The sequence below is a fragment of the Rahnella sp. PD12R genome (assembly GCF_019200965.1).
Taxonomy (GTDB): Bacteria; Pseudomonadota; Gammaproteobacteria; order Enterobacterales; family Enterobacteriaceae; genus Rahnella; species Rahnella laticis.
This window is the reverse complement of the sequence record NZ_JAHTMS010000011.1, coordinates 1-20,218: the sequence shown is the minus strand read 5'-3', so window position 1 is coordinate 20,218 and position 20,218 is coordinate 1. Positions and strand designations below refer to the sequence as shown.

At 52.8% G+C, this 20,218-nt stretch carries 19 protein-coding genes and 1 pseudogene; 4 read left to right on the top strand and 16 right to left on the bottom strand.

Going from position 1 to position 20,218, the window contains the following annotated elements; all coding sequences use genetic code 11:
- The first annotated feature begins 102 nt into the window (after positions 1 to 102).
- From KWG64_RS19785 to KWG64_RS19770, 4 genes are read left to right on the top strand one after another with little or no spacing between them, the layout of a single operon-like run.
- A complete protein-coding gene (locus KWG64_RS19785; RefSeq protein ID WP_218522922.1) occupies positions 103 to 1,137 on the top strand; it encodes a hemin-degrading factor in 1,035 nt (344 codons plus the stop codon).
- Positions 1,134 to 1,964, top strand: a complete 831-nt coding sequence (locus KWG64_RS19780) for a hemin ABC transporter substrate-binding protein (protein WP_218522921.1) — start codon at positions 1,134 to 1,136, stop codon at positions 1,962 to 1,964. Before KWG64_RS19785 ends, KWG64_RS19780 begins: the two co-directional genes overlap by 4 nt.
- Positions 1,961 to 2,989, top strand: a complete 1,029-nt coding sequence (locus KWG64_RS19775) for a FecCD family ABC transporter permease (RefSeq protein WP_370530258.1) — start codon at positions 1,961 to 1,963, stop codon at positions 2,987 to 2,989. The genes KWG64_RS19780 and KWG64_RS19775 overlap by 4 nt, the downstream gene beginning before the upstream one ends.
- Positions 2,982 to 3,770: a heme ABC transporter ATP-binding protein gene (locus KWG64_RS19770; RefSeq protein WP_218522920.1), complete on the top strand. Its 789-nt coding sequence runs from the start codon at positions 2,982 to 2,984 to the stop codon at positions 3,768 to 3,770. Before KWG64_RS19775 ends, KWG64_RS19770 begins: the two co-directional genes overlap by 8 nt.
- Before the next feature lie 64 nt (positions 3,771 to 3,834).
- On the opposite strand, the gene KWG64_RS19765 is transcribed toward KWG64_RS19770, so the two are convergent.
- The 16 genes and pseudogenes from KWG64_RS19765 to KWG64_RS25760 form a co-directional block, all read right to left on the bottom strand.
- Positions 3,835 to 5,289: a YdiU family protein gene (locus tag KWG64_RS19765; protein WP_218522919.1), complete on the bottom strand. Its 1,455-nt coding sequence runs from the start codon at positions 5,287 to 5,289 to the stop codon at positions 3,835 to 3,837.
- 141 nt (positions 5,290 to 5,430) lie between these two features.
- Positions 5,431 to 6,216 (bottom strand): EAL domain-containing protein, encoded by a 786-nt coding sequence (locus KWG64_RS19760; RefSeq protein WP_255562249.1) that lies wholly within the window; start codon positions 6,214 to 6,216, stop codon positions 5,431 to 5,433.
- Between the two features lie 541 nt (positions 6,217 to 6,757).
- Positions 6,758 to 7,771 (bottom strand): lipoate--protein ligase A, encoded by a 1,014-nt coding sequence (locus tag KWG64_RS19755; protein WP_195822928.1) that lies wholly within the window; start codon positions 7,769 to 7,771, stop codon positions 6,758 to 6,760.
- 98 nt (positions 7,772 to 7,869) lie between these two features.
- A complete protein-coding gene (locus KWG64_RS19750; RefSeq protein ID WP_082465713.1) occupies positions 7,870 to 8,349 on the bottom strand; it encodes an NlpC/P60 family protein in 480 nt (159 codons plus the stop codon).
- Positions 8,350 to 8,503: 154 nt separating this feature from the next.
- Positions 8,504 to 8,893 carry a 4-amino-4-deoxy-L-arabinose-phosphoundecaprenol flippase subunit ArnF gene (arnF, locus tag KWG64_RS19745; RefSeq protein ID WP_195814441.1) on the bottom strand — a complete coding sequence of 130 codons (390 nt, stop codon included), beginning with the start codon at positions 8,891 to 8,893 and terminating at the stop codon, positions 8,504 to 8,506.
- Entirely contained in the window at positions 8,890 to 9,222 is a 333-nt protein-coding gene (gene arnE / locus KWG64_RS19740) for a 4-amino-4-deoxy-L-arabinose-phosphoundecaprenol flippase subunit ArnE (RefSeq protein WP_218522918.1), read from the bottom strand. The genes arnF and arnE overlap by 4 nt, the downstream gene beginning before the upstream one ends.
- Complete coding sequence (gene arnT, locus KWG64_RS19735) at positions 9,219 to 10,889, bottom strand: lipid IV(A) 4-amino-4-deoxy-L-arabinosyltransferase (protein ID WP_218522917.1); 1,671 nt, start codon at positions 10,887 to 10,889, stop codon at positions 9,219 to 9,221. The genes arnE and arnT overlap by 4 nt, the downstream gene beginning before the upstream one ends.
- The gene (arnD, locus tag KWG64_RS19730) at positions 10,889 to 11,788 is read right to left on the bottom strand and encodes a 4-deoxy-4-formamido-L-arabinose-phosphoundecaprenol deformylase (RefSeq protein WP_218522916.1); all 900 of its coding nucleotides are present in this window, start codon (positions 11,786 to 11,788) and stop codon (positions 10,889 to 10,891) included. Before arnD ends, arnT begins: the two co-directional genes overlap by 1 nt.
- A gap of 13 nt (positions 11,789 to 11,801) precedes the next feature.
- The gene (arnA, locus tag KWG64_RS19725) at positions 11,802 to 13,784 is read right to left on the bottom strand and encodes a bifunctional UDP-4-amino-4-deoxy-L-arabinose formyltransferase/UDP-glucuronic acid oxidase ArnA (RefSeq protein ID WP_218522915.1); all 1,983 of its coding nucleotides are present in this window, start codon (positions 13,782 to 13,784) and stop codon (positions 11,802 to 11,804) included.
- Positions 13,784 to 14,764, bottom strand: coding sequence for an undecaprenyl-phosphate 4-deoxy-4-formamido-L-arabinose transferase (gene arnC, locus KWG64_RS19720; protein WP_152325699.1), 981 nt, complete (start codon positions 14,762 to 14,764; stop codon positions 13,784 to 13,786). The genes arnA and arnC overlap by 1 nt, the downstream gene beginning before the upstream one ends.
- Positions 14,764 to 15,906: a UDP-4-amino-4-deoxy-L-arabinose aminotransferase gene (arnB, locus tag KWG64_RS19715; RefSeq protein ID WP_218522914.1), complete on the bottom strand. Its 1,143-nt coding sequence runs from the start codon at positions 15,904 to 15,906 to the stop codon at positions 14,764 to 14,766. Before arnB ends, arnC begins: the two co-directional genes overlap by 1 nt.
- A gap of 347 nt (positions 15,907 to 16,253) precedes the next feature.
- The gene (gene btuD, locus KWG64_RS19710; protein WP_218522913.1) at positions 16,254 to 17,015 is read right to left on the bottom strand and encodes a vitamin B12 ABC transporter ATP-binding protein BtuD; all 762 of its coding nucleotides are present in this window, start codon (positions 17,013 to 17,015) and stop codon (positions 16,254 to 16,256) included.
- A 31-nt stretch (positions 17,016 to 17,046) separates the two neighbouring features.
- Entirely contained in the window at positions 17,047 to 17,598 is a 552-nt protein-coding gene (locus KWG64_RS19705) for a glutathione peroxidase (RefSeq protein WP_218522912.1), read from the bottom strand.
- Positions 17,599 to 17,660: 62 nt separating this feature from the next.
- Complete coding sequence (gene btuC, locus KWG64_RS19700) at positions 17,661 to 18,668, bottom strand: vitamin B12 ABC transporter permease BtuC (RefSeq protein ID WP_218522911.1); 1,008 nt, start codon at positions 18,666 to 18,668, stop codon at positions 17,661 to 17,663.
- 149 nt (positions 18,669 to 18,817) lie between these two features.
- On the bottom strand, positions 18,818 to 19,267 hold the full coding sequence (locus KWG64_RS19695; protein WP_218522910.1) for a DUF2502 domain-containing protein: 450 nt from the start codon (positions 19,265 to 19,267) through the stop codon (positions 18,818 to 18,820).
- Positions 19,268 to 20,101: 834 nt separating this feature from the next.
- Positions 20,102 to 20,200, bottom strand: a pseudogene (locus KWG64_RS25760) (IS200/IS605 family transposase); the annotation flags it as partial.
- Between the last annotated feature and the right edge of the window lie 18 nt (positions 20,201 to 20,218).

The window sequence follows — 20,218 nt, the reverse complement described above, 5'->3', positions numbered from 1 at the left end:
TAGCTGGTCTCTGGCCCAAATATTTTTACAAATCATTCACATAACAACGCGATTTTTTATCTGCCTATTGGCAGATGACGTTAAGACAACGAGGAGACAGCAATGCATTCAGTTCACTATCAGGACTATTTACAGGCCAAAGAAGCCAATCCCGGTAAATATGCCCGCGATCTGGCGGGAATTTTAGGTATCAGTGAAGCCGAGTTAACGTCTTTACGCGTTTCGCATGATGCAGTGAAACTGGATGTCGATGCCCGTACATTGCTGGCCGCACTGGAAAATGTGGGCGGGACAAAATCCATCACCCGCAATGATTACGCTGTTCACGAACAGCAAGGGCGCTATGAAAACCAGCATCTCAGCGGCCATGCGGGGTTAATCCTGAATCCGCGCGCGCTGGATTTACGTCTTTTCCTTCAGCACTGGCTGCACGTTTTCAGCATGTCTGAAAACACAGCCCGCGGCGTGCGCCACAGTATTCAGTTCTTTGATGCACACGGCGACGCGGTTCATAAAGTGTATAACACCGACGAAACCGACATGGCAGCCTGGGACGCCCTGATTGCCCAATACAAAACTGATGTCAATCCTCCGCTGCAGATTGAGCCGGTCGCGCCTGTGGCTCCGGCCAGCGTTTCTGATACCAGCAGTATCGATGCTGACTGGCGCGCAATGACGGATGTTCACCAGTTCTTCCAGCTTCTCAAACGCCATGATGTCACCCGCCAGCAGGCTTTCAAAGCAGCAGGTGACGATCTGGCATGGCGTGTCGAAAACGGTTCACTGACCCGTTTGCTGAACATCGCAAAAGAAGATCAGAATGAAATTATGATTTTCGTTGGCAACCGCGGTTGCGTGCAAATCTTCACCGGCCAGATTGAGAAAGTGATGCCACACGGCGAATGGATTAACGTTTTCAACGAACGCTTCACCCTTCATCTGGTGGAAAGCGCCATCGCAGAAAGCTGGATCACCCGTAAACCGACCAAAGACGGCTTTGTCACCAGCCTGGAATTATTTGCCGCAGACGGCACGCAAATTGCCCAACTGTACGGCCAGCGTACTGAAGGCACGGCAGAACAGACCCAGTGGCGCGAACAACTGGCACAACTGAGCAGCGAAGGCGTTGCCGCATGAAAACACCTCTGAAAGCGCTGATTGCCGCTGCGGCAATTTTGTCTGCACCCGTGCTCCACGCCGCAGAGAAACTGGTCAGCATCGGCGGCGATGTGACCGAAATTGTCTACGCCCTCGGCGCAGGCGATGAAATGGTGGCACGCGACAGCACCAGCCTGCGTCCGCAGGCGGTGCTGAAACTGCCAGATGTCGGTTATATGCGCCAGCTCAACACCGAAGGGATCCTCTCCATGCGCCCTTCGATGGTGCTGAGCAGCGAGCTGGCAGAACCTTCACTGGTTTTACAGCAACTGGCGCAAAACGGTGTGAAGGTCATTCGCGTGCCGGGCACGGCTTCTGTCGATACCGTACCTAAAAAGATTGAAGTGATTGCAGGCGCGCTCAACCGTCAGGCGGAAGGTGCAAAGCTGATTGCGACGTACCGTTCTCAGCTTGATGCCATCCATCACGATGCTTTGCCGGTAAAGATTCTGTTTGTCATGAGCCACGGCGGAATGTCGTCTATGGCAGCAGGTCAGAATACGGCGGCTGACGCGATGATCACGTCCGTCGGTGCGAAAAATGCCATGCAGGGCTTCAGCCGTTATCGCCCTCTTTCGCAGGAAGGCGTCATTGCCAGCGCTCCGGACATTTTATTGCTGACCTCCGACGGCGTGAAAACGCTGGGTGGCATGGATCAGGTCTGGAAATTACCGGGGGTTGCCATGACGCCGGCAGGCAAAAACAAGCGCGTTTTAGTGCTTGATGATATGTCCCTGCTGGGCTTTGGCCTGCAAACACCGGTCGTTATGGCAAAACTGCGTCAGGCGGCGGAACAAGCGAAATGAGCAGCATGAGCCCCCCAATGCCGTCCCGACGCCGTTCTCCTGTCTGGGCGCTGATCGGCCTCGGTGGTGCTCTGCTGGTACTGGCTATTCTGGCAGCCAATACCGGCGCGATGGCGTTGTCGCTGCGTACCTTGTTAACGCGGCCTTTTGACGACGGGTTATGGCAAATCTGGCTGACCGTGCGCCTGCCCCGCGTGCTGCTGGCCGTGGTGGTCGGCTGCGCGCTGGCCTGTTCCGGTGCCGTGATGCAGGGTTTGTTTCGCAACCCGCTGGCGGATCCGGGTTTGCTTGGGATCAGCAGCGGCGCGGCGCTGGCCGTGGCGCTGACTATTGTCATGCCGCTTTCGCTACCGCCGATTCTGGCACTCTACGGTCACATGATCAGCGCCTTTGCGGGAAGCCTGGCGATTTCGGCCATCGTGTTTGCGCTGAGCCGTTTCGGGCATGGCGGATTGTCGCGTTTACTTCTCGCCGGGATTGCCATTAATGCCTTATGTGGCGCGGCGGTTGGGGTTCTGACTTACGTCAGCGATGACCAGCAGCTGCGCCAGTTTTCTTTGTGGAGCATGGGCAGCCTCGGGCAGGCGCAATGGCCAACGCTGGCGGTTGCAGCATCGTTAATTCTGCCCGCCTGCGTGGCGACATTATTCATGGCGCGTCGCCTGAATATTTTGCAGCTCGGTGAGGAAGATGCGCATTACCTTGGTGTTAACGTCCGCCGCACGCAGCTGCAATTATTGCTTCTGAGTGCGCTGCTGGTGGGCGCTGCGGTCGCAGTTTCCGGTGTTATCGGCTTTATCGGTCTGGTCATTCCTCACCTGCTGCGCATGCGGCTGGGTGCGGATCATCGTTGGTTATTACCGGGATCAGCCATGGCCGGAGCCTGCCTGTTGTTACTGGCCGACACACTGGCAAGAACGCTGGTCGCACCGGCTGAAATGCCGGTGGGTCTGCTGACCAGTCTGCTGGGTGGTCCGTATTTCTTATGGTTAATTTTACGTCCCGGAGTGCCGCGCAATGTCTGATCTCTCTTCATTGCTGGTTGCGGAAAATCTGTCCTTTTCCGCCGGGGGACGTCGCTTAATTGACGACGTCTCACTCAGCCTGAAAAGCGGCGAAATGGTCGCGCTGATCGGGCCAAACGGCGCGGGGAAATCCACGCTGATGCGCATGCTGACAGGTTATCTGACGCCGCAGTCTGGGCATTGTACATTACAGGGAAAACGGCTGGCCGACTGGACATCGAAGGATCTCGCCCGCACCCGCGCGGTGATGCGCCAGAACAGTACGATGGCGTTCGGTTTCAGCGTGCGTGAAGTGCTGACGCTCGGACGCTCGCCGCACGGCCAGCAAAATATGCAACATGCACTGAACGAAGTGATGCAGCAGACCGGTTGTATGACGCTGGCAGAACGCGACTACCGCCATTTGTCAGGCGGCGAGCAGCAGCGGGTGCAGCTTGCACGCGTTCTGATCCAGCTCTGGCAACCGGCACCTGCCCCGCGCTGGCTTTTTCTGGATGAACCGACGTCGGCGCTCGATTTATACCATCAGCAACATGCATTGCGCCTGTTGCGCGAGCTAACCCTGAAAACGCCATTGTCAGTGTGCTGCGTGCTGCACGATCTCAATCTGGCGGCGCTGTATGCTGACAGAATAATTTTGCTGCACAGCGGTAAAGTTGTCGCCAGCGGAACACCGGCTGAAGTGCTGAGCGAAGAAACGCTGAGCCGCTGGTATCAGGCCGATCTGAACGTCTGCCCGCATCCGGAAACCGCTTTGCCGCAAGTTTTTCTGCGCCAGTAAACACGACCTCAAAACAAAAATGCCACAACACCGTTTCGGGTTTGTGGCAATTTTTAACTGCGCGTTAGCTGGAGCAGGAAATTTCCAAATGTTTTCCCCAGTCCGGCGGTAATGCCGCCATGGCATCATGTTGCGGAGCATCGCTGTAGGGGTCGCGAAGCGCCTGATGCAGCTGTGTCAGCGCACTGATATCGTCTTTTTCCGCCTTTTCAATCGCCTGCTGCGCCAGATAATTTCGCAAAATAATCCGCGGATTACTTTGCTTCATGGCCTGCTGGCGGGTCGCATCGTCGATATTTTCCGTCTGCAAACGCTCGCGATAGGACTGATACCAGCTGTCAAACGCCGCGCGATCAATGAATTCATCGCGTAACGGGGATTGCGCCTGTTGCTGTTCCACATGGCTGAGCAGCCGGAAAGTCTGCGTGAAATCCCTGCCTTCTTTCGCCATCAGGCTGAGCAATCCGGTCAGCAAATCGTTATCCCGTTTATCTTCCGTGAAAAAGCCCAGCTTACCGCGCATCAGCGTCCCATAGGCTTTCATCAGCGCCGGTTCGTAGCAGCCCAGCGCTGCCTGCAATTGTTCGGTGCTCATCAGGCCGGACAGCGTTTGGGCCAGCCGGTGAAGATTCCAGTACGCCACCGCGGGCTGGTTATCGTAGCTGTAACGTCCCTGATGATCGGAGTGATTGCAGATATAGCCCGGCTGGTAGTCATCCAGAAAACCGTAGGGACCGAAATCAATAGTCAGGCCGAGAACCGACATGTTATCCGTGTTCATCACGCCGTGCGCAAACCCGATACTTTGCCACTGCGCAATCAGCGCGGCGGTTCGCTCAACCACATCGGAGAACCATTGCTGGTAACGCCGCGCCTCGTCCGACTCACTTTCCGGCAACTGCGGCCAGTGATGGGCAATCACGTAATCCGCCAGCTGTTTCACCTGTTCGGGCTGTTTACGGTAATAGAAATGTTCGAAATGGCCGAAGCGGATATGACTTTCAGCCACGCGCATCAGCATTGCGCCGCGTTCTGGCTGTTCACGAAATACAGGCTCGTCGCTGGTCACAATCGACAACGCGCGGGTTGTCGGCACTGATAAATGATGAAGCGCTTCGGACGCCAGAAACTCACGGATCACCGAGCGCAGCACGGCGCGGCCATCGCCCATGCGTGAATAAGGCGTCAGACCCGCGCCTTTCAGATGCCAGTCTAAGCGCTGTCCTGAAGGCAAAACCTGTTCACCAAGTAAAATTCCGCGACCGTCGCCCAGTTGTCCGGCCCATTGCCCAAACTGATGGCCGCTGTAAACCTGCGCCAGCGGCAACATGCCCGGAAAGAATTTCTCACCGCACCAGAATTCCCGGTGCTCAGCGTTAAAGAGAGTGTCATCCAGCCCCAACTGGCGGGCCAGCGGTTCACTGTGGTACATAAGGCGCGCGCCCTTCAGCGGCGTGGGCTGAAGCGCGGTATAAAAACCGGGTAACTGGTCTGCGTAATGATGTTCGAATTGCGGCATAAATCCCCCTTTTCTTTAGTGTAGGGCGGCATCGCGGTGATTAACACGGAGTAATAACAGGGAGATTGCGGAGCGCGGAAATGAAAAATCCCGGTGCAGCAGGCGCTGACCGGGATCATGGCACCAGAACTGAAGTTCCGATTAATGAAATTGGGCGGGCCGTAAAAGCAGATTATCCAGCTCTGCCGGTTCCACACCCGGCCAAAGCAAACCTTTCATCCCCTGCACGTCGGTTTTACGCAACGCATCGAAGTAGGCCTGACTGTCCAGGCCATCCACCACAATATTGCGGCAAAACCGGTTAACATTTCTCAGGAGCGACGGCATTACAATGGCGAAATGCTCGCCCTCGAAAAGCTGCCAGAACAGATTTTTGTCCAGTTTCACCCACTGAAAAAGGTGATCGAAAACAGGTGCCATCGTGACGTTCCCTGAGCCAAAATTTTCAAGCCATAAGGGAAAGTGCTGCTTCAGCGCCATCAGCTGCGGGTTTTTCCGGCCTTCAGAGAGTTGCGGAAAAGATTCGCTCAGATTCAGATGAATAAAAGGATGTGCCTTAAAAGCATCGCGGAGATTTTCATCCTCGAGCAATAACGCCACCTGCTTTTCTTCCACGCCGATATTTAAAATGACCTGGTTATCACAAAACCAACGGGCATGTTCATCAGCCCAAATTTGTTGCTCATTCAGAAAACGTTGCAGCTGCGTCTGAGTGAGCAAATTTAGTACAAGCTCTGTTGGCATGATTAGCTTGCTGTCTGCGCTGGAAAAACGACACACTAATTCTATCGCGAGTAACTTCCCTTCGATTGAGTAAACCGGCTGGCACAGATAGCTGCTGTTAAACGCCGTATCGAATTGTATTTTCATTTTTGTCCAAAACATCAACGGCACTGCGAATTGATTAATAACTTTTTTGACTATCAATCAGATCATAAAGATACCGGAGCCCCGAGGCGTCACCGAAATATTAGAGAAATTGATATCAAGAAAGAACCTAGCCGGATTCAAGGGTCGGGCACTGATCTCGCGAACGGCAGAGAGATCAAAAAATGTAAGAATGTATGTCCCTTTTGCGCCTTCGTTTTGAGGCGTCTTTCGGTCAGAAAGGGGCTTTCGGACTAATCTTATCGTCAGTGGTGCAAACGCGCAACACAGTCTGTGAGCGCTATCAGACATATTTTGACAAAATTTTGATTATTAATTGTGCAATCGCACAATTAAGCATGTTACTTAATATTTTATCTAATGGTTATAGTGGCTTATGAAATGTTGCGCAAGTATCAGCAGCAAGAATAAGGTGCGGTTTGGCAGCCCGGTTGACTTTCTAACGCAATAATAAACCAGAGATTATTTCAAATATGTCTGCTGCTTCATGGATAAAAGAAGGGGCATTAGAGACGGAGAGGCATGGACGAGTTTACCGGAACCCTTTTTTGCGGCAGAAACGGGTTCCGGTTATCTGGGTTTAGCGGATACAGCGCACCAGCCAGGTTTGCAGCTCACCAAGCTCAGCCTGCATTGCCGGGTATTGTGCAGTGATTTCCTGACAGGTCAGTGCAACATCCTGCGCATGGTAACGCGTTCCCACCAGTGCATCGGCCAGCGCCAGCAAAGGCGCTGGATTCAGGCTGTCGGTAAAAATCTGCGCCCGGCTGATGGCGCCTTTTTCCACGTCAAAATGGATGTCAACACCGCCCCAGACAAAGCGTTCATTGAGTAAATGGCTGAACGCCGGCGCTTTGCCGAAATTCCACTCCCAGCTGCTTTGTTTCGCAAACCGTTCCGGAAAACCGGGAATATCCGGGAAAACGTCAGGGGAGATAATTTCAGGTTCGACGCTGGTGCCATACCATTCGAAAAATGCGGCAGTCACGGCCTGACAAATTTGCTCGTGATTAATATCCGGAACAAATTCATTGAGGTTTGCAACCCGCGAACGGACAGACGTGATGCCTTTTGCCTGTAGCTTTTTAATATCCGGATTGAGGTAGTTTGCCAGACGGCTCAGGTCAGCATTGAGCAGCAGCGTGCCGTGGTGGAAACCGCGATCGGCCGTTTCACGGTAAGCTGAGCCGGAAATTTTTCTTTCACCTCCGGCAGTCTGAACAACCAAATCGTTGCGGCCGGATGCGCTGGCATCAATGCCCAGACTTTTTAGCGCATTAAGAATAATACCGGTCGAGACACTTTTATCGTATTCCGGTTTGCCTGCCATAAACGTAAAACAGGTATTGCCCAGATCGTGGAAGACCGCCCCGCCACCGCTGCTGCGGCGCGCCAGACGAATGCCGTCTTCTTCCATCCTGCGCGTATTGCATTCTTTCCATGGATTTTGCGCCTGACCAATAACCACGGTTTCGGCGTTTCGCCATAAGAAAAGAACACGCTGCGTCGTCATCTCACGAAAAATACAGTCTTCCACGGCCAGATTGAACCAGGGATCGTAAGAGTCGGAAAGTAAGAGTCTGAGAGGTTTCATTGCATATTCATCCTGAAAAAGTCTGTTCCGATAATAACAGCAAAAATCAGGATGAAATACGCAGCGAAATCAGGGGATAGTTTATTTAATGCGGGGTGTCAGATGCGTCGTGCCTGCCAGTAAACTTTGCGCCAGTAAACATTATCGAGAGAGGAACGCGTTACGCCCTGGCTGGTGGAGGCGTGAATAAACTGGTCGGCAGTATCATAAATACCGACGTGTAATCCATTTTCGCCGCTGCCGGTTTTAAAGAAAACCAGATCGCCGGGAAGGAGTTCATCGCGAGAAACCTTGGTCCCGATTTTGGTCTGATCGGCCGTGGTACGAGGCAGAACGACACCAAACCTATCGCGATAGGTGCGGAAGACAAAGCCGGAACAGTCGACGCCGCTGGGCTGCAATCCGCCGTAGCGATAAGGCGCGCCGTGCCACTGACTAAGCTGATCGTTAAGCTCTGCGACAACAGTAATAGAATCGGCGAAACGTCCGCTTGGCGGTGGCGCGTGGCTGCTACAGCCGTTAAGAATCAGCGCAGCAACAGCCAGCAGGGAATACATGGATACGGATGACCAGCGCATAGTGCATTCCTTCTTGAATTGCATCACGGCAGGGTCAGACGCGGGAATTTGCGCGGACCGGATAAGTCGCCGTTATCTAAGAACTAATAGAATTTAGCGCTATTTTATCCGTCATCCAATATTTAATAATGTTTTTTATCGTTTAAAGCCGTTTTTAATGGACGTCTTTTACCGGTTTGCTGTGAATTAACCAGACACCGGATAAGATCAACAGCCCGCCAATCGTTTTGGTTAAGCTGATGCTTTCATTGAACCACGGCAATGTGACCGCCGCGATATAAACCAGCGCATAGCTCAAACTCAGTAAGGTATAAGCCCGGTTCAGCGGCAAATAACGTAATGCAAAGAACCAGCAACCCATCGAAAACGCATACCCGCAAAGCCCTAAAAAGACGGCAATCAGCGGGTTTAAATGGCTGAGAATAAAAGCAATATTGAGCTCAGCCAGTGAAACCCACGGGATCTGCACCATGCCCCATTTCATCAGCAACTGCGCCGCCGTCACCAGCAGAACGCTCGCCCCGCCCCACAGATACCCTTTCATAAGCTGACACTCATCAGTGCAATACCGGCCATGATTAGCGCCACGCCACACCAGTGGCGGGCGTCAACGTACTCCCTGAAAAACCAGCGGGCACAGAGCGTGATCAGAACAAAATTCAGGCTGAGCATCGGGTAAGCCAGGCTCAGCGGCAGAAGCTGCAACACGCGCAACCATAACAACATCGCGATGCCGAGCAACAATACCGCCAGCCCGAGCCAGCGTAAGACGCGGGCAAGACCGTTACCCGCGACCTGTGCGGCCTGCTTCTGACAAAGCTGACCGGCACAGGTGATAATGCTTACGGCAAGAACCAGAAGGAATCCGGTCATGGAAGTTTTTTGTAGAACAGCAGCGCCTGACGTTCAATCTGCACCGTCTGGTCAGCCGGTGGGAGTTTGCCGGAGATACCTGCATTTCTATCAAGTCTGAGGATCACAGAAACATTTCCTTCCTGACGTGCTTTTTGTAACCATTCCGGGAAGTCCGCGGAATCGACAAATTTTGACTTCGCATCAGGATAACTCAGGCCATATTCCAGCTCACCCTTTTCACCAAACATGATGATATCGTCGCGCTTCAGAACCCAGGCTAAACCGGTTGCAATCCCCACATTATCTGACAGCACAAAACGACTGTCCTGCAACATCGCAATATTTTCGCCGATGAATCCTTGTGGTTGCTTGGAGTCCATGACTTTTTGCGGGATCGCCTGCCCGACCAGAAGTGCCAGCACCAGCGGACACGCAGCCGCCCAGTACCAGCGTTTTTTCACGTCAGTCAGCGACATCGCACCGGCCAGCGCCCACACGGCAAAGCACAGAATACCAATCAGCGCGCGGGGCAATTCGGCGCGGGTGAACACGGCTTTAACATGCAGCGGTAAAATGCCGGAGATCACCAGAACCGCGACCGCCATCAGCACGCCAAAAACGATGTTAATGGTGCCATTGGCTTTCAGCGCCCGTAATTTTCCGGACTGACGGATCTGATCCAGATGATCGGCCATCAGCAAGGCCAGAGGCGCGAAACACGGAAGAATGTACGTCGGTAATTTACCCTTCGCTACGCTGAAGAAAATCAGCGGCATGATCGTCCAGCTCAGCAGGAAGAATAATTCAGGACGCAGCACACGTTTCGTCCAGCCATCGCGTAAAGCGCCCGGCAGCAGCCCAAGCCATGGCAAAGCACCCAGCAACAAGACCGGCACGTAGTACCAGAACGGCGCTTTGTGTTGCGCATTGGATTCGGCAAAACGCTGAATATGCTCAACCCAGAAGAAGTAGCGCCAGAAATCCGGTGCCTCACGGGCAATAGCCAGCACCCATGGCAGGCTGAGTACCACCGCAGCCACAATCGCCAGCGGGCCCCAGGCAAACAGGGTTTTGAACCGTTTCTCACGCCAGACAATCGGCAGAACCGCAATCACCGGTAACGCCAGCGCCAGAAAACCTTTGGTCATAAAGCCCATACCGCAGGCCAGCCCCAGCGCAACCCAGCTCAGCGCTTTTTGCCGTGTTCCGGAAACCCGCAGACAGAAATAGCTGGCGACCATCGCGGCGGTCATCCACAACGTGATCATCGGATCCATCACGCTGTAGGTACCGATACTGAATACCAGTGTGAAGGAAAGGTAAATCAGCGTGGCAATGTACGCCGTCTGGCGGTTACGCCACATCAGATTCGCCAGCCAGAAGACCAGCAAGGCGCTCAGTAAGGTGCTGAACACTGAACCAAAGCGAACAGCGAAATTGCTGTCACCAAAAATCATCTGGCTGATGTTGTTAAACCAGTAACCGGCCACCGGTTTTTCAAAATAGCGTAAACCCAGAAGATGCGGCACAACCCAGTCGCCGCGCTGTAACATTTCGCGGCTGATCTCGGCATAACGGGTTTCATCGGGCTGCCATAACAGGCGGGAATTAAGAGGAACAAGATAAACCAGGGCAAAGAACACCAAAATTAAGGTGCTCCATACGCCTTTAAGGGATTTAGACATCAGGAAAAACCTTCTTGCTGACAGCCTAACCAGCCTTCCCGACCCGGGAAACTGGCACGAACCACTTTGCCTTTTGGCAACGTGCTGAGGTCCTGAGGCAACAAATCGCCCAACGCACAGAACTGAATCCCCTGCGCGGCAGCCCGAATCAATAACTCATCGAACTGAGCAGCCAGTGACATACCTTCAACTTCTGCATGAATGGTGTAAACCGGCACGCCCTGATCCTCAATAATGGCGTTGAGGATAAAATCATTGAAGTTGTCCGCATTGATTTCGCCACCTGCCACTTCATCGTAAGTGGGTAACGTCACCGGAATCTGCACCGTGCCCAGCGCGCCGTTTTCCAGCACCGGCAGGAAAGGATATTTCCCACGACAGTCGCTGTTGTAGTAAAAATGGAACCGCTCTTTGACCTCAATCACGCGTTCATCGGCGCGCCATCCAGCAACGGCTGAACATTCCACATCGTGACCCAGGCTTTTTTCCAGTGCATCCAGCCCCAGCTTAATTTGCTGCTCAAGTTGTTGCTCCGACCATTTACCCACTTTTGCCTGCCAGCCCTGATGATCCCAGGCGTGCAAACCGACTTCATGGCCGCGCTTGGCGGTTTCTTTCATCAGATAACCCAGGTCGCGGGCGATGAGTTTTCCCGGCCACGCGGTACCGGCAAGCAGGATATCCCAGCCATAAAGCGAGGCGGCATTGGAGCGAAGCATCTTCCACAAAAAGCGCGGTTTAAGCAGGCGCCACAAGTGGCGCCCCATGTTATCCGGCCCAACGCTGAAGAAGAAACTGGCGGTAATGTTATGTTTCGACAGGACTTGCAGAAGCTGAGGGACACCCTCGCGGGTGCCACTCCAGGTATCTACATCAATGCGCAGACCCACTTTCTTCATCACAGACACCGTTTCAGGCTTTGTCAGCATCAGGATTAACAGAACGCAGGAAGAAATCCAGCGTATCAGCGACGGTTTTATCCATGCCGATTTCCGGTTTCCAGTTCAGCAGACGGCGCGCATTTTTGATGCTTGGCGTGCGGTGCTCAACGTCCTGATAGCCTTTGCCGTAATACGTGCTGCTTTCGACCAGATTGAAACCGGCAAAAGGCGGGAACTGTGCGCGCAACGGGTGGGCTTCGAAGCTGCTCAGCAACATTTCGGCCAGCTCACGAATGCTTGCCTCGTTGGTTGGATTACCGATGTTGATGATCTGGCCGTCGCACAGGTTGTCGCGGTTTTCGATAATGCGGAACAGCGCTTCGATACCGTCATTGATATCAGTGAAGCAGCGTTTCTGCTCGCCGCCGTCCACCAGCTTAATCGGTGAGCCTTCAACCAGGTTGAGGATCAGCTGAGTGATAGCGCGAGAACTGCCGATACGTGCCGCATCCAGGTTATCGAGACGAGGTCCCATCCAGTTAAACGGACGGAACAGGGTAAATGCCAGCCCTTCTTTCGCGCCGTAAGCCCAGATTACGCGGTCCAGCAGTTGCTTGGACACAGAGTAAATCCAGCGCTGTTTGTTGATCGGGCCGACGATCAGACGTGAGTTATCTTCATCAAACTCTTTGTCATCACACATGCCGTAAACTTCAGACGTGGACGGGAAGATAATGCGTTTTTTGTATTTCACGCAGTCGCGGACAATCTTCAGGTTTTCTTCGAAATCCAGTTCGAATACGCGCAGCGGGTTGCGGGTGTATTCGATTGGCGTTGCGATGGCCACCAGCGGCAATACGACGTCACATTTTTTAATGTGGTATTCGATCCACTCGGAATGGATGCTGATATCGCCTTCAACAAAGTGGAAGTGCGGGTTATCCATGAATCGGCTGACCGCGTCAGAGCTGATGTCCAGACCGTAAATTTCATAACGATCTTCACGCAGCAGACGTTCGCTCAGATGGTTACCGATAAAGCCGTTCACACCCAAAATCAAAACGCGGGTACGGCGTTTCATCACGGCCGTTGGCAGCGTGGCAACGCGCATGTCCGGCATAATGCCCAGTTCAAGCGCCAGACGGGAACCCTGTACATACAGACCGTTTTCGCTCTGCCCTGCCAGCACTTCCAGCGCGCCTTCGCCACAGGCGATGGTCAGCGGATCAGAAGAAAGCACGGTGCCCGGCTGTTTGTCATGCTGAGTCGCCAGCGGACGCGCACGCCAGATAGTCAGCTTACGCTGGCCCAGGAATGAAAACGCACCCGGATAAGGTTCGGTCACGGCGCGGATCAGGTTGTTAATTTCTGTCGCAGATTTGTGCCAGTGAATTTCACCGTCAGCCGCAGTGCGACGGCCAAAATAGCTCGCCTGCGTTTCGTCTTGTGGCGTCAGGCTGATTTTACCGGCTTTCATTTCCGGCAGCAGTTTGGTCAGCAACTCTTTCGCCGCTTCACGCACTTTGGCGTGCAGTTTCAGCGCCGTATCATCCGCGGTAATCGCGACTTTCTGCTGGCCAACGATGTCGCCCGCATCAGGACGTTTCACCATTTTGTGCAAGGTAACGCCTGTTTCTGTTTCGCCATTCAGCAGCGCCCAGTTCACCGGCGCGCGGCCACGGTAGCGTGGCAACAGAGAACCATGCAGGTTAAAGCCACCGCGCGGCGCGAGAGATAAAATCTCTTCGCTCAGCATGTTGCGGTAGTAGAAAGAGAAAATCACATCAGGCTGCAAGGCACGAATGCGGTCAACCCACAGCGGATGGTTAACATCTTCCGGCGCATAAACAGGCAGATTGAGATCAGCACCCACGCGGGCAACTGAAGAGAAAAACTGATTTTCATTCGGGGCATCAGTATGGGTAAAGACTGCCTGTACGTCGTAGCCTGCATCAACCAAAGCCTGTAAACCAACGCAACCAATATCATGGTAGGCAAATACAATCGCTTTCATCACTCTTCTTCCTGACTGTTTTCTTCGGAACGAACTCCGACGACTTTTTGAACGAAATAACGGGGACGTGCACGAACATCGTTGTAGATACGCCCGATGTATTCACCGAGTAAACCCATACCGACAAACTGCGCACCGATAAACATGAATAACAATGCAAATAGCGTGAACACACCTTCAGCCGCCCATTCGGGGCCGTTGATAAGGCGCATTAAAATCAGGAACACGGCCAGCAGGAAACCGAAGATGGCAATCACGCTGCCCACTACGCTGAGCATGCGCAGCGGTGTTGTGGTCAGACAGGTGATCAGGTCATACATCAGGTTGATCAGTTTCATCAGGCTGTATTTGGAATCACCAAATTCGCGTTCGGAATGCTGAACCGGAATTTCTACCGTTTTGCGGGCGAAGGTATTCGCCAGAATAGGAATAAACGTGCTGCGCTCGTGGCAGTGCAACATGGCTTCGATGATGTGACGGCGGTAAGCGCGCAGCATACAGCCGTAATCGCCCATCGATTTCCCGGTCGCACGCTGGATCATCATGTTGATCATTTTAGAAGCAGTTTTGCGGAACCAGGAATCACGGCGGTTTGCACGAACGGTACCGACGACGTCGTAACCTTCATCCGCTTTCGCCACGAGACGCGGAATTTCTTCCGGCGGGTTTTGCAGGTCAGCGTCCAGCGTAATCACCAGATCCCCCGTCACATGACTGAAACCAGCCATGATTGCAGAGTGCTGGCCGTAATTACGGTTAAGCAAAACCGCAATAATATGGCTGTCCGCTTCTTCCGCGGCCACGGTGAGCATATCGGCGGAACGATCCGCACTCCCGTCGTCGACCAGAATAATTTCGTATTGTTGCGTTAATTGTTTACACGCGGCCTGCGTCCGGGACAGCAACGCCGGCAGACTTTCTTCTTCGTTATAGACCGGGATAACTACCGAGACTTTACGAATAGGTTCATATTGCGCCACTACTGCGCCTCCAGAAGGGAAAAAAGAGCCGCGACAACACGGTCAACATCGCTGTCCTGCATATCCGGGAACAGCGGCAGACTGCATAAACGATCGGTATTCCATTCGCTGTTTGGCAAGCTCAGGTCAGGATAGCGTTCGCGGTAATATTTTTGAGTATGGGCGGCACGGAAATGCAAACCTGTTCCGATGCCCTGCTCTTTCAGACGCTCCATCAGCGCATCACGGGTGATCCCGCAGCGTTCTTTATCCACGCGGATCATGAATAAATGCCACGCATGCAGATGCGGATACGCCGGAATGCCCATCGGCAGGAAAGGAGAACCCTGCAATTTATCGAGATAACGCTGCGCCAGTTCGGTACGGCGGGCGTTGATTTCCGTCAGACGCTTAAGCTGGACAACGGCAATAGAAGCGTGAATATCCGAAAGGTTGTATTTGAAACCCGGCTCAATCACTTCCGCCTGCGGTTTGCGGCCCTGAACCTGACGGTCAAACGCATCGACAGCCAGACCGTGGAATTTCAGTGCGCGGACTTTATCAGCCAGCGCGTCGTCATCGGTCGCAATCAGACCGCCTTCGGCGCAGGTCATGTTCTTGATGGCGTGGAAGGAGAAAATAGCGGTCCCCTGCGCGCCAATCCAGCGATCACGGTAACGCGTGCCTGCGGCATGCGCAGCATCTTCAATCACCGGAATACCGTGCTGATTTGCCACGGCATAAATAGGATCGAGATCTAAAGGCGCGCCCGCGTAGTGGACAGGAATAATCGCTTTGGTTTTCGGCGTGATGGCCGCCGCAACGGCTTCTGCGCTGACCATCAGGGTATCGGGATCCACATCAATCATGACCGGTTCTGCACCAAGCAGAACAATCATGTTTATGGTGGAAACCCAGGTCTGGGAAGGAGTAATGACTTCATCGCCGGGACCAATACCCAGCGCCATCAACGCTACGTGCATACCGCCGGTCGCGGAACTGACCGCTATCGCGTGCTTACAACCGAAAGCTGCAGAAAAATCCTGTTCGAGCTGGTGTGTCTGCGGCCCGGTGGTGATCCAACCGGAGCGCAAAACCTGCCCCACAGCCTCAATCTCTTCATCACCCATCGACGGGCGGGAGAAAGGCAAAAAGTTTTCCATTACGCTATCCCAAAAGGTAATTAACTCATACCGACTTTAGACCGCATTTATTTAACCGTAAGTAAACGCTGCCCTGAAATTATGACTCTTATGATGTCGGTTTAAGCTTAATTTAACCTTAAGGATTTTCCAGTTTTGTGAAGTTAAACAGAAAGTAAATGGAGTGGGAATAAACAAGCAGAAAAAACAAAACCTTTCAATAACAGAAAGTTACATTATTCATTTTTCAATTAAAAAAATGAACTTTATGGAAAAAAAATGACCACTGTATTTTTTATGAACAATATAAGCACGCCGCCATTGTTGAAAACCCAATAATTATATAATTAAAGCGCTATTCATTAAACTCAGATTAATGCCGGTGTTGTCATTATCCAGCGACGGCCTGCCAGAGCATGTATCTGAAAGGGAACTTTATATACCGCAGAAAGTGCTTCTGCCTGCATAACCTCCGAACATTCACCTGCCGAGACCACTACGCCCGCCGACATTAACCAGACCTGATGCGCGTGATGCAAAGTATGGTTCAGGTCATGATCACTGACGATAACGGAACGCCCGGCAGCACAAAACTCAGTCAGAAGCTGATCAAGTGCCTGCTGCTGAGCAACATCCAGACTGTTTGCCGGTTCATCGAGAAACAGTAACTGACTGTCAGGATTCATCTCCGGCCAGAGCTGCAATAATACCGCCGCCAGCCTGACGCGTTGCCATTCTCCGCCTGAAAGATGCGTCACAGGCCGTGAAAGTTTGTCGCTGAGCTGTAACGCATCACACAACCGGCCAATCGTATTTTCTAAAAGAGCCGGGGAAGCGCCCGGCGGCTGGTGCAATGACAGATACTGAAAGACCGGCATCAGCGACGCAGGCGTCAGCTGCTGACAAAGCCATGCACGCAGACGTGCCAGCCGCGGCCCTGAGATTTCTGTCAGGTTTTCCCCGCCGATAAAAACGTCACCGTCAGAACCGGAAATCCCCGCCAGCCGGGCCAGCAGGGTACTTTTTCCCGCCCCGTTCGGGCCGATAAGGTGGATCCGGCTACCGGACGAAACCCGCGCGCTAAACGCACGAAGACGCCCGCTCACACTCACCTCACGACATTCCAGCATCTGCGTTCCCTGCTCTTTTATCAACAATGGACTATTTTGTCAGTGCGGCTTTAATGGCACCGGTAAGCAGCGGATCTTCCGGCGTCATATCCGGCGCGAAACGCCCGAGCACAGTGCCGTCGCGCCCAATCAGGAATTTTTCAAAATTCCACAGGATATTTTCCGGCTTAACAGGTTCACGACCTTTGCTGGCAAGACGTTCGTAAAACGCGCTGTCTTTCGGTTTAACGGCTTCCGGACGGGCAGCGATCAGCGCGGAATACAGCGGATGGCGATGATCACCGTTAACGTCAATTTTGCTGAACATCGGGAATTTCACACCAAAATTCGTGGTGCAAAAGGTTTTGATTTCATCTTCTGTGCCTGGTTCCTGCGCACCAAACTCGTTGCACGGGAACCCAAGAACTTCAAAACCTTCCGGATGTAATTCCTGATAAAGGCTTTCCAGCCCTTCGTACTGCTTGGTCAGGCCACACTGTGACGCCACGTTAACGACCAGAAGTACCGAACCTTTGTAAGCGCCTAAAGTCGTTGTTTCGCCATCGATAGTTTTCAGGGAGATATCAAAAATAGTGTTACTCATCGTTTAGTCCTGAGTTTTGTGGGTTAGGTAAAGGAAGAGCATAGCCGACCCTTCAGAAAGGATCAGCGGATTTGTCCGTTTCTGACCAGCAGCCAGATAAACACCGGAGCGCCGAGCGTGGCGGTCACGACTCCGACGGGCAGCTCAGCCGCATATAAACCAATGCGCGCGATAACATCGGCCAGCAGCAGAACTGCCGCTCCGCTCAGGGCGCAGGCCGGCAACAAACGACGCTGATCGGTGATCCCGCAAAGCCGGAGAATATGTGGAATAACCAGCCCGATAAAACCGATCACCCCGGCCAGCGCTACGCTGATGCCCACCATCCAGCCGACCGAAAGAACCAGAATAAACCGCCAGGCGCGGAGGGATATCCCCAGTTGCTGTGCCTGTTGCGTACCCAGGGAAAGTAAATTGAGCGCCTTTCCCTGAAAGATAAGCCACAGGAGAACCGGCAGTAGCATCGCGCCCAGCCAGATCTGATTCCAGTCCACGCCACCAAATCCGCCCATCATCCAGTACATCAACTGGCGCAGATCGAGGTTGTCGCTGAAATAAATCGCCCACGTCATGAGCGCACTGCACACAATCCCAATCGCGACACCAACCAGCAGCATCCGCGCATTGGTCAACAGGCGTTTTCGCGCAACATACAAAAGAAAAGCCGTCACAATCAGCGCGCCAGCAACGGCCGCGATACTCATGACCCAGACCGGCATAAATCCGTGACTGAGCATCACACAAAAAACCAGCGCCACGCCCGCGCCGTTTGCAACGCCAAGCAAACCGGGTTCTGCCAGCGGGTTTTCAAACAGCGACTGCATAACCGATCCGGCAACAGCCAGGCTTGCGCCGACCAGAATCACTGCAATCGCACGGGGCAGACGCAGCTGCCAGATGAAAAGACGCGCCTCACTGCTCAGCCATTGATCCGGCCAGAGCCAGCGCTCACCCGCACTCAGGCTGAGCACACCAATCAGCAGCAGCAATACGCTCAGCCCGGAGAGCCAGAGACGGTCGCGTGATTTTTGTTGGTGTTCGAGAGCAGAAAAAGTCTGCGGGACAGGCATAAATATCGGATTCCTGAGGCTGAATTCCGGTGGCTGGAATTTTACTATCCTACCGATATTAGGCAGTTAGCTCCACAACAGGGAAGCAGAAATGAAAAAAGCCGGTGACTGAGCACCGGCTTAGGACATATTTTTCGTTTACGGGGGGATTAGCGCCCCTGATGACCGTCCGGCGGGATCGGCTGACCGTTCCCGTGTTGATCATTATGTTGATCGTTATGACCGCCCTGCTGGCCGTTGCCGCCAGGATGACCGTTGTTGTTGCCACGGTGATCATCGCCGTTTGGACGGCCCTGATTATGTGGCCGTGGCTGCGGTCTTGGCGGTGGGTTCGAGTGCCTGCGCTGTGGCGGTTTGGAATCCCAGCGATCGCCATGCCAGTACATGCCATGCTCATTACGGTCACCGTAATGATGACCCTGATGCTCGTGCCACCACTGCGGCGGACGCCAGTCATAGCCATCCCAGTAGTAGCCGCGCTGATCCTGATCCCCGAGGTGGAGCGTTACGCCAGGGACGTTAACGTCAATAGAAACATTTGCCTGCGCGATCACAGGCAATGCCAGTGCACAACAAAGCAATAAGAGAGATTTTTTCACGATAGTCACGCCTTCTTTATTTTTTATGACGTGTTTTTTATATCAGCAGGGAATAGAAGTGAATATGAGAAATAGGCGTATTTTCGGATAACTTGCCGAGCCCTTACAATAAAAATACAAATATATCCTGATTGAAATAACTCAACAGGATGAAGATTATTATCTATTCAAATCTTATTACGACTCTAACAAATCTTAACGTAAGTCTGACAACAACGTTGTTGCGATCTCTTTATACTCGCCTTGTTTATTCAAACAAAGGATGTCTTTTATGCGTCGTATTTTAGCTTTATTTAGCGTAGCTCTGGTCGTCGTCAGCCTCAGTGGCTGTCTATTCCCGCCGTTCTGGGGCCCTGGTGGTGGCGGTCACGGTGGTGGTCATGGCGGCGGTGGCCCTGGTGGACCGCGTATGTTCTACAACCATTAATTTAATATTCTATATCTGACTCTTATATTTTCAGATCACTCGTCGGGAGAATAAATGCGTGCGCATTTTAACCTGAATATACTGAGTTATTTCACTTAAGGGGCTTCGGCCCCTTTTTAATTATCATCGCTTACACATCACTTAATAATTACGTTCTCTTCAGGCCTTGAAATTTAATCTATCAGACTAATCCTGAAGCGCCCACCCCTTTAACACTATCTTTTCACTTTCTGTGCTAATAACTTAAAAGCGTTAAATCACCCGAAGAACTTACGTGAATGTGATCACAAAAATGGGCAAATAAATATCCTCCGGCATAGCCGGAGGTTTTTCATATGCGCCTATAAGGCTCTGTTACCAGCCGCGCCCTAACAGGCGCATCGCGATCTGACATTTGCATCTATGGATTACTTACTGCCCGTAAACGGGCTGCCCGGATATGGGATCGAGAGCTGCTCACCCATTTTATCCTCTTCCAGTTGGTGCTTTATGTATTCCTGTATCCTTCAGGTCCCCCATAAACC

Coding starts and splice junctions, on each gene's coding strand:
- KWG64_RS19770 (WP_218522920.1), top strand. CDS start 2,982: ATGTCTGATCTCTCTTCATTGCTGGTTGCGGAAAATCTGTCCTTTTCC.
- KWG64_RS19765 (WP_218522919.1), bottom strand. CDS start 5,289: ATGCCGCAATTCGAACATCATTACGCAGACCAGTTACCCGGTTTTTAT.
- arnA (WP_218522915.1), bottom strand. CDS start 13,784: ATGAAAGCGATTGTATTTGCCTACCATGATATTGGTTGCGTTGGTTTA.
- KWG64_RS19780 (WP_218522921.1), top strand. CDS start 1,134: ATGAAAACACCTCTGAAAGCGCTGATTGCCGCTGCGGCAATTTTGTCT.
- KWG64_RS19750 (WP_082465713.1), bottom strand. CDS start 8,349: ATGCGCTGGTCATCCGTATCCATGTATTCCCTGCTGGCTGTTGCTGCG.
- btuC (WP_218522911.1), bottom strand. CDS start 18,668: ATGCCTGTCCCGCAGACTTTTTCTGCTCTCGAACACCAACAAAAATCA.
- KWG64_RS19775 (WP_370530258.1), top strand. CDS start 1,961: ATGAGCAGCATGAGCCCCCCAATGCCGTCCCGACGCCGTTCTCCTGTC.
- arnF (WP_195814441.1), bottom strand. CDS start 8,893: ATGAAAGGGTATCTGTGGGGCGGGGCGAGCGTTCTGCTGGTGACGGCG.
- KWG64_RS19785 (WP_218522922.1), top strand. CDS start 103: ATGCATTCAGTTCACTATCAGGACTATTTACAGGCCAAAGAAGCCAAT.
- KWG64_RS19705 (WP_218522912.1), bottom strand. CDS start 17,598: ATGAGTAACACTATTTTTGATATCTCCCTGAAAACTATCGATGGCGAA.
- arnB (WP_218522914.1), bottom strand. CDS start 15,906: ATGGAAAACTTTTTGCCTTTCTCCCGCCCGTCGATGGGTGATGAAGAG.
- arnE (WP_218522918.1), bottom strand. CDS start 9,222: ATGACCGGATTCCTTCTGGTTCTTGCCGTAAGCATTATCACCTGTGCC.
- arnD (WP_218522916.1), bottom strand. CDS start 11,788: ATGAAGAAAGTGGGTCTGCGCATTGATGTAGATACCTGGAGTGGCACC.
- btuD (WP_218522913.1), bottom strand. CDS start 17,015: ATGCTGGAATGTCGTGAGGTGAGTGTGAGCGGGCGTCTTCGTGCGTTT.
- arnT (WP_218522917.1), bottom strand. CDS start 10,889: ATGTCTAAATCCCTTAAAGGCGTATGGAGCACCTTAATTTTGGTGTTC.
- KWG64_RS19755 (WP_195822928.1), bottom strand. CDS start 7,771: ATGAAACCTCTCAGACTCTTACTTTCCGACTCTTACGATCCCTGGTTC.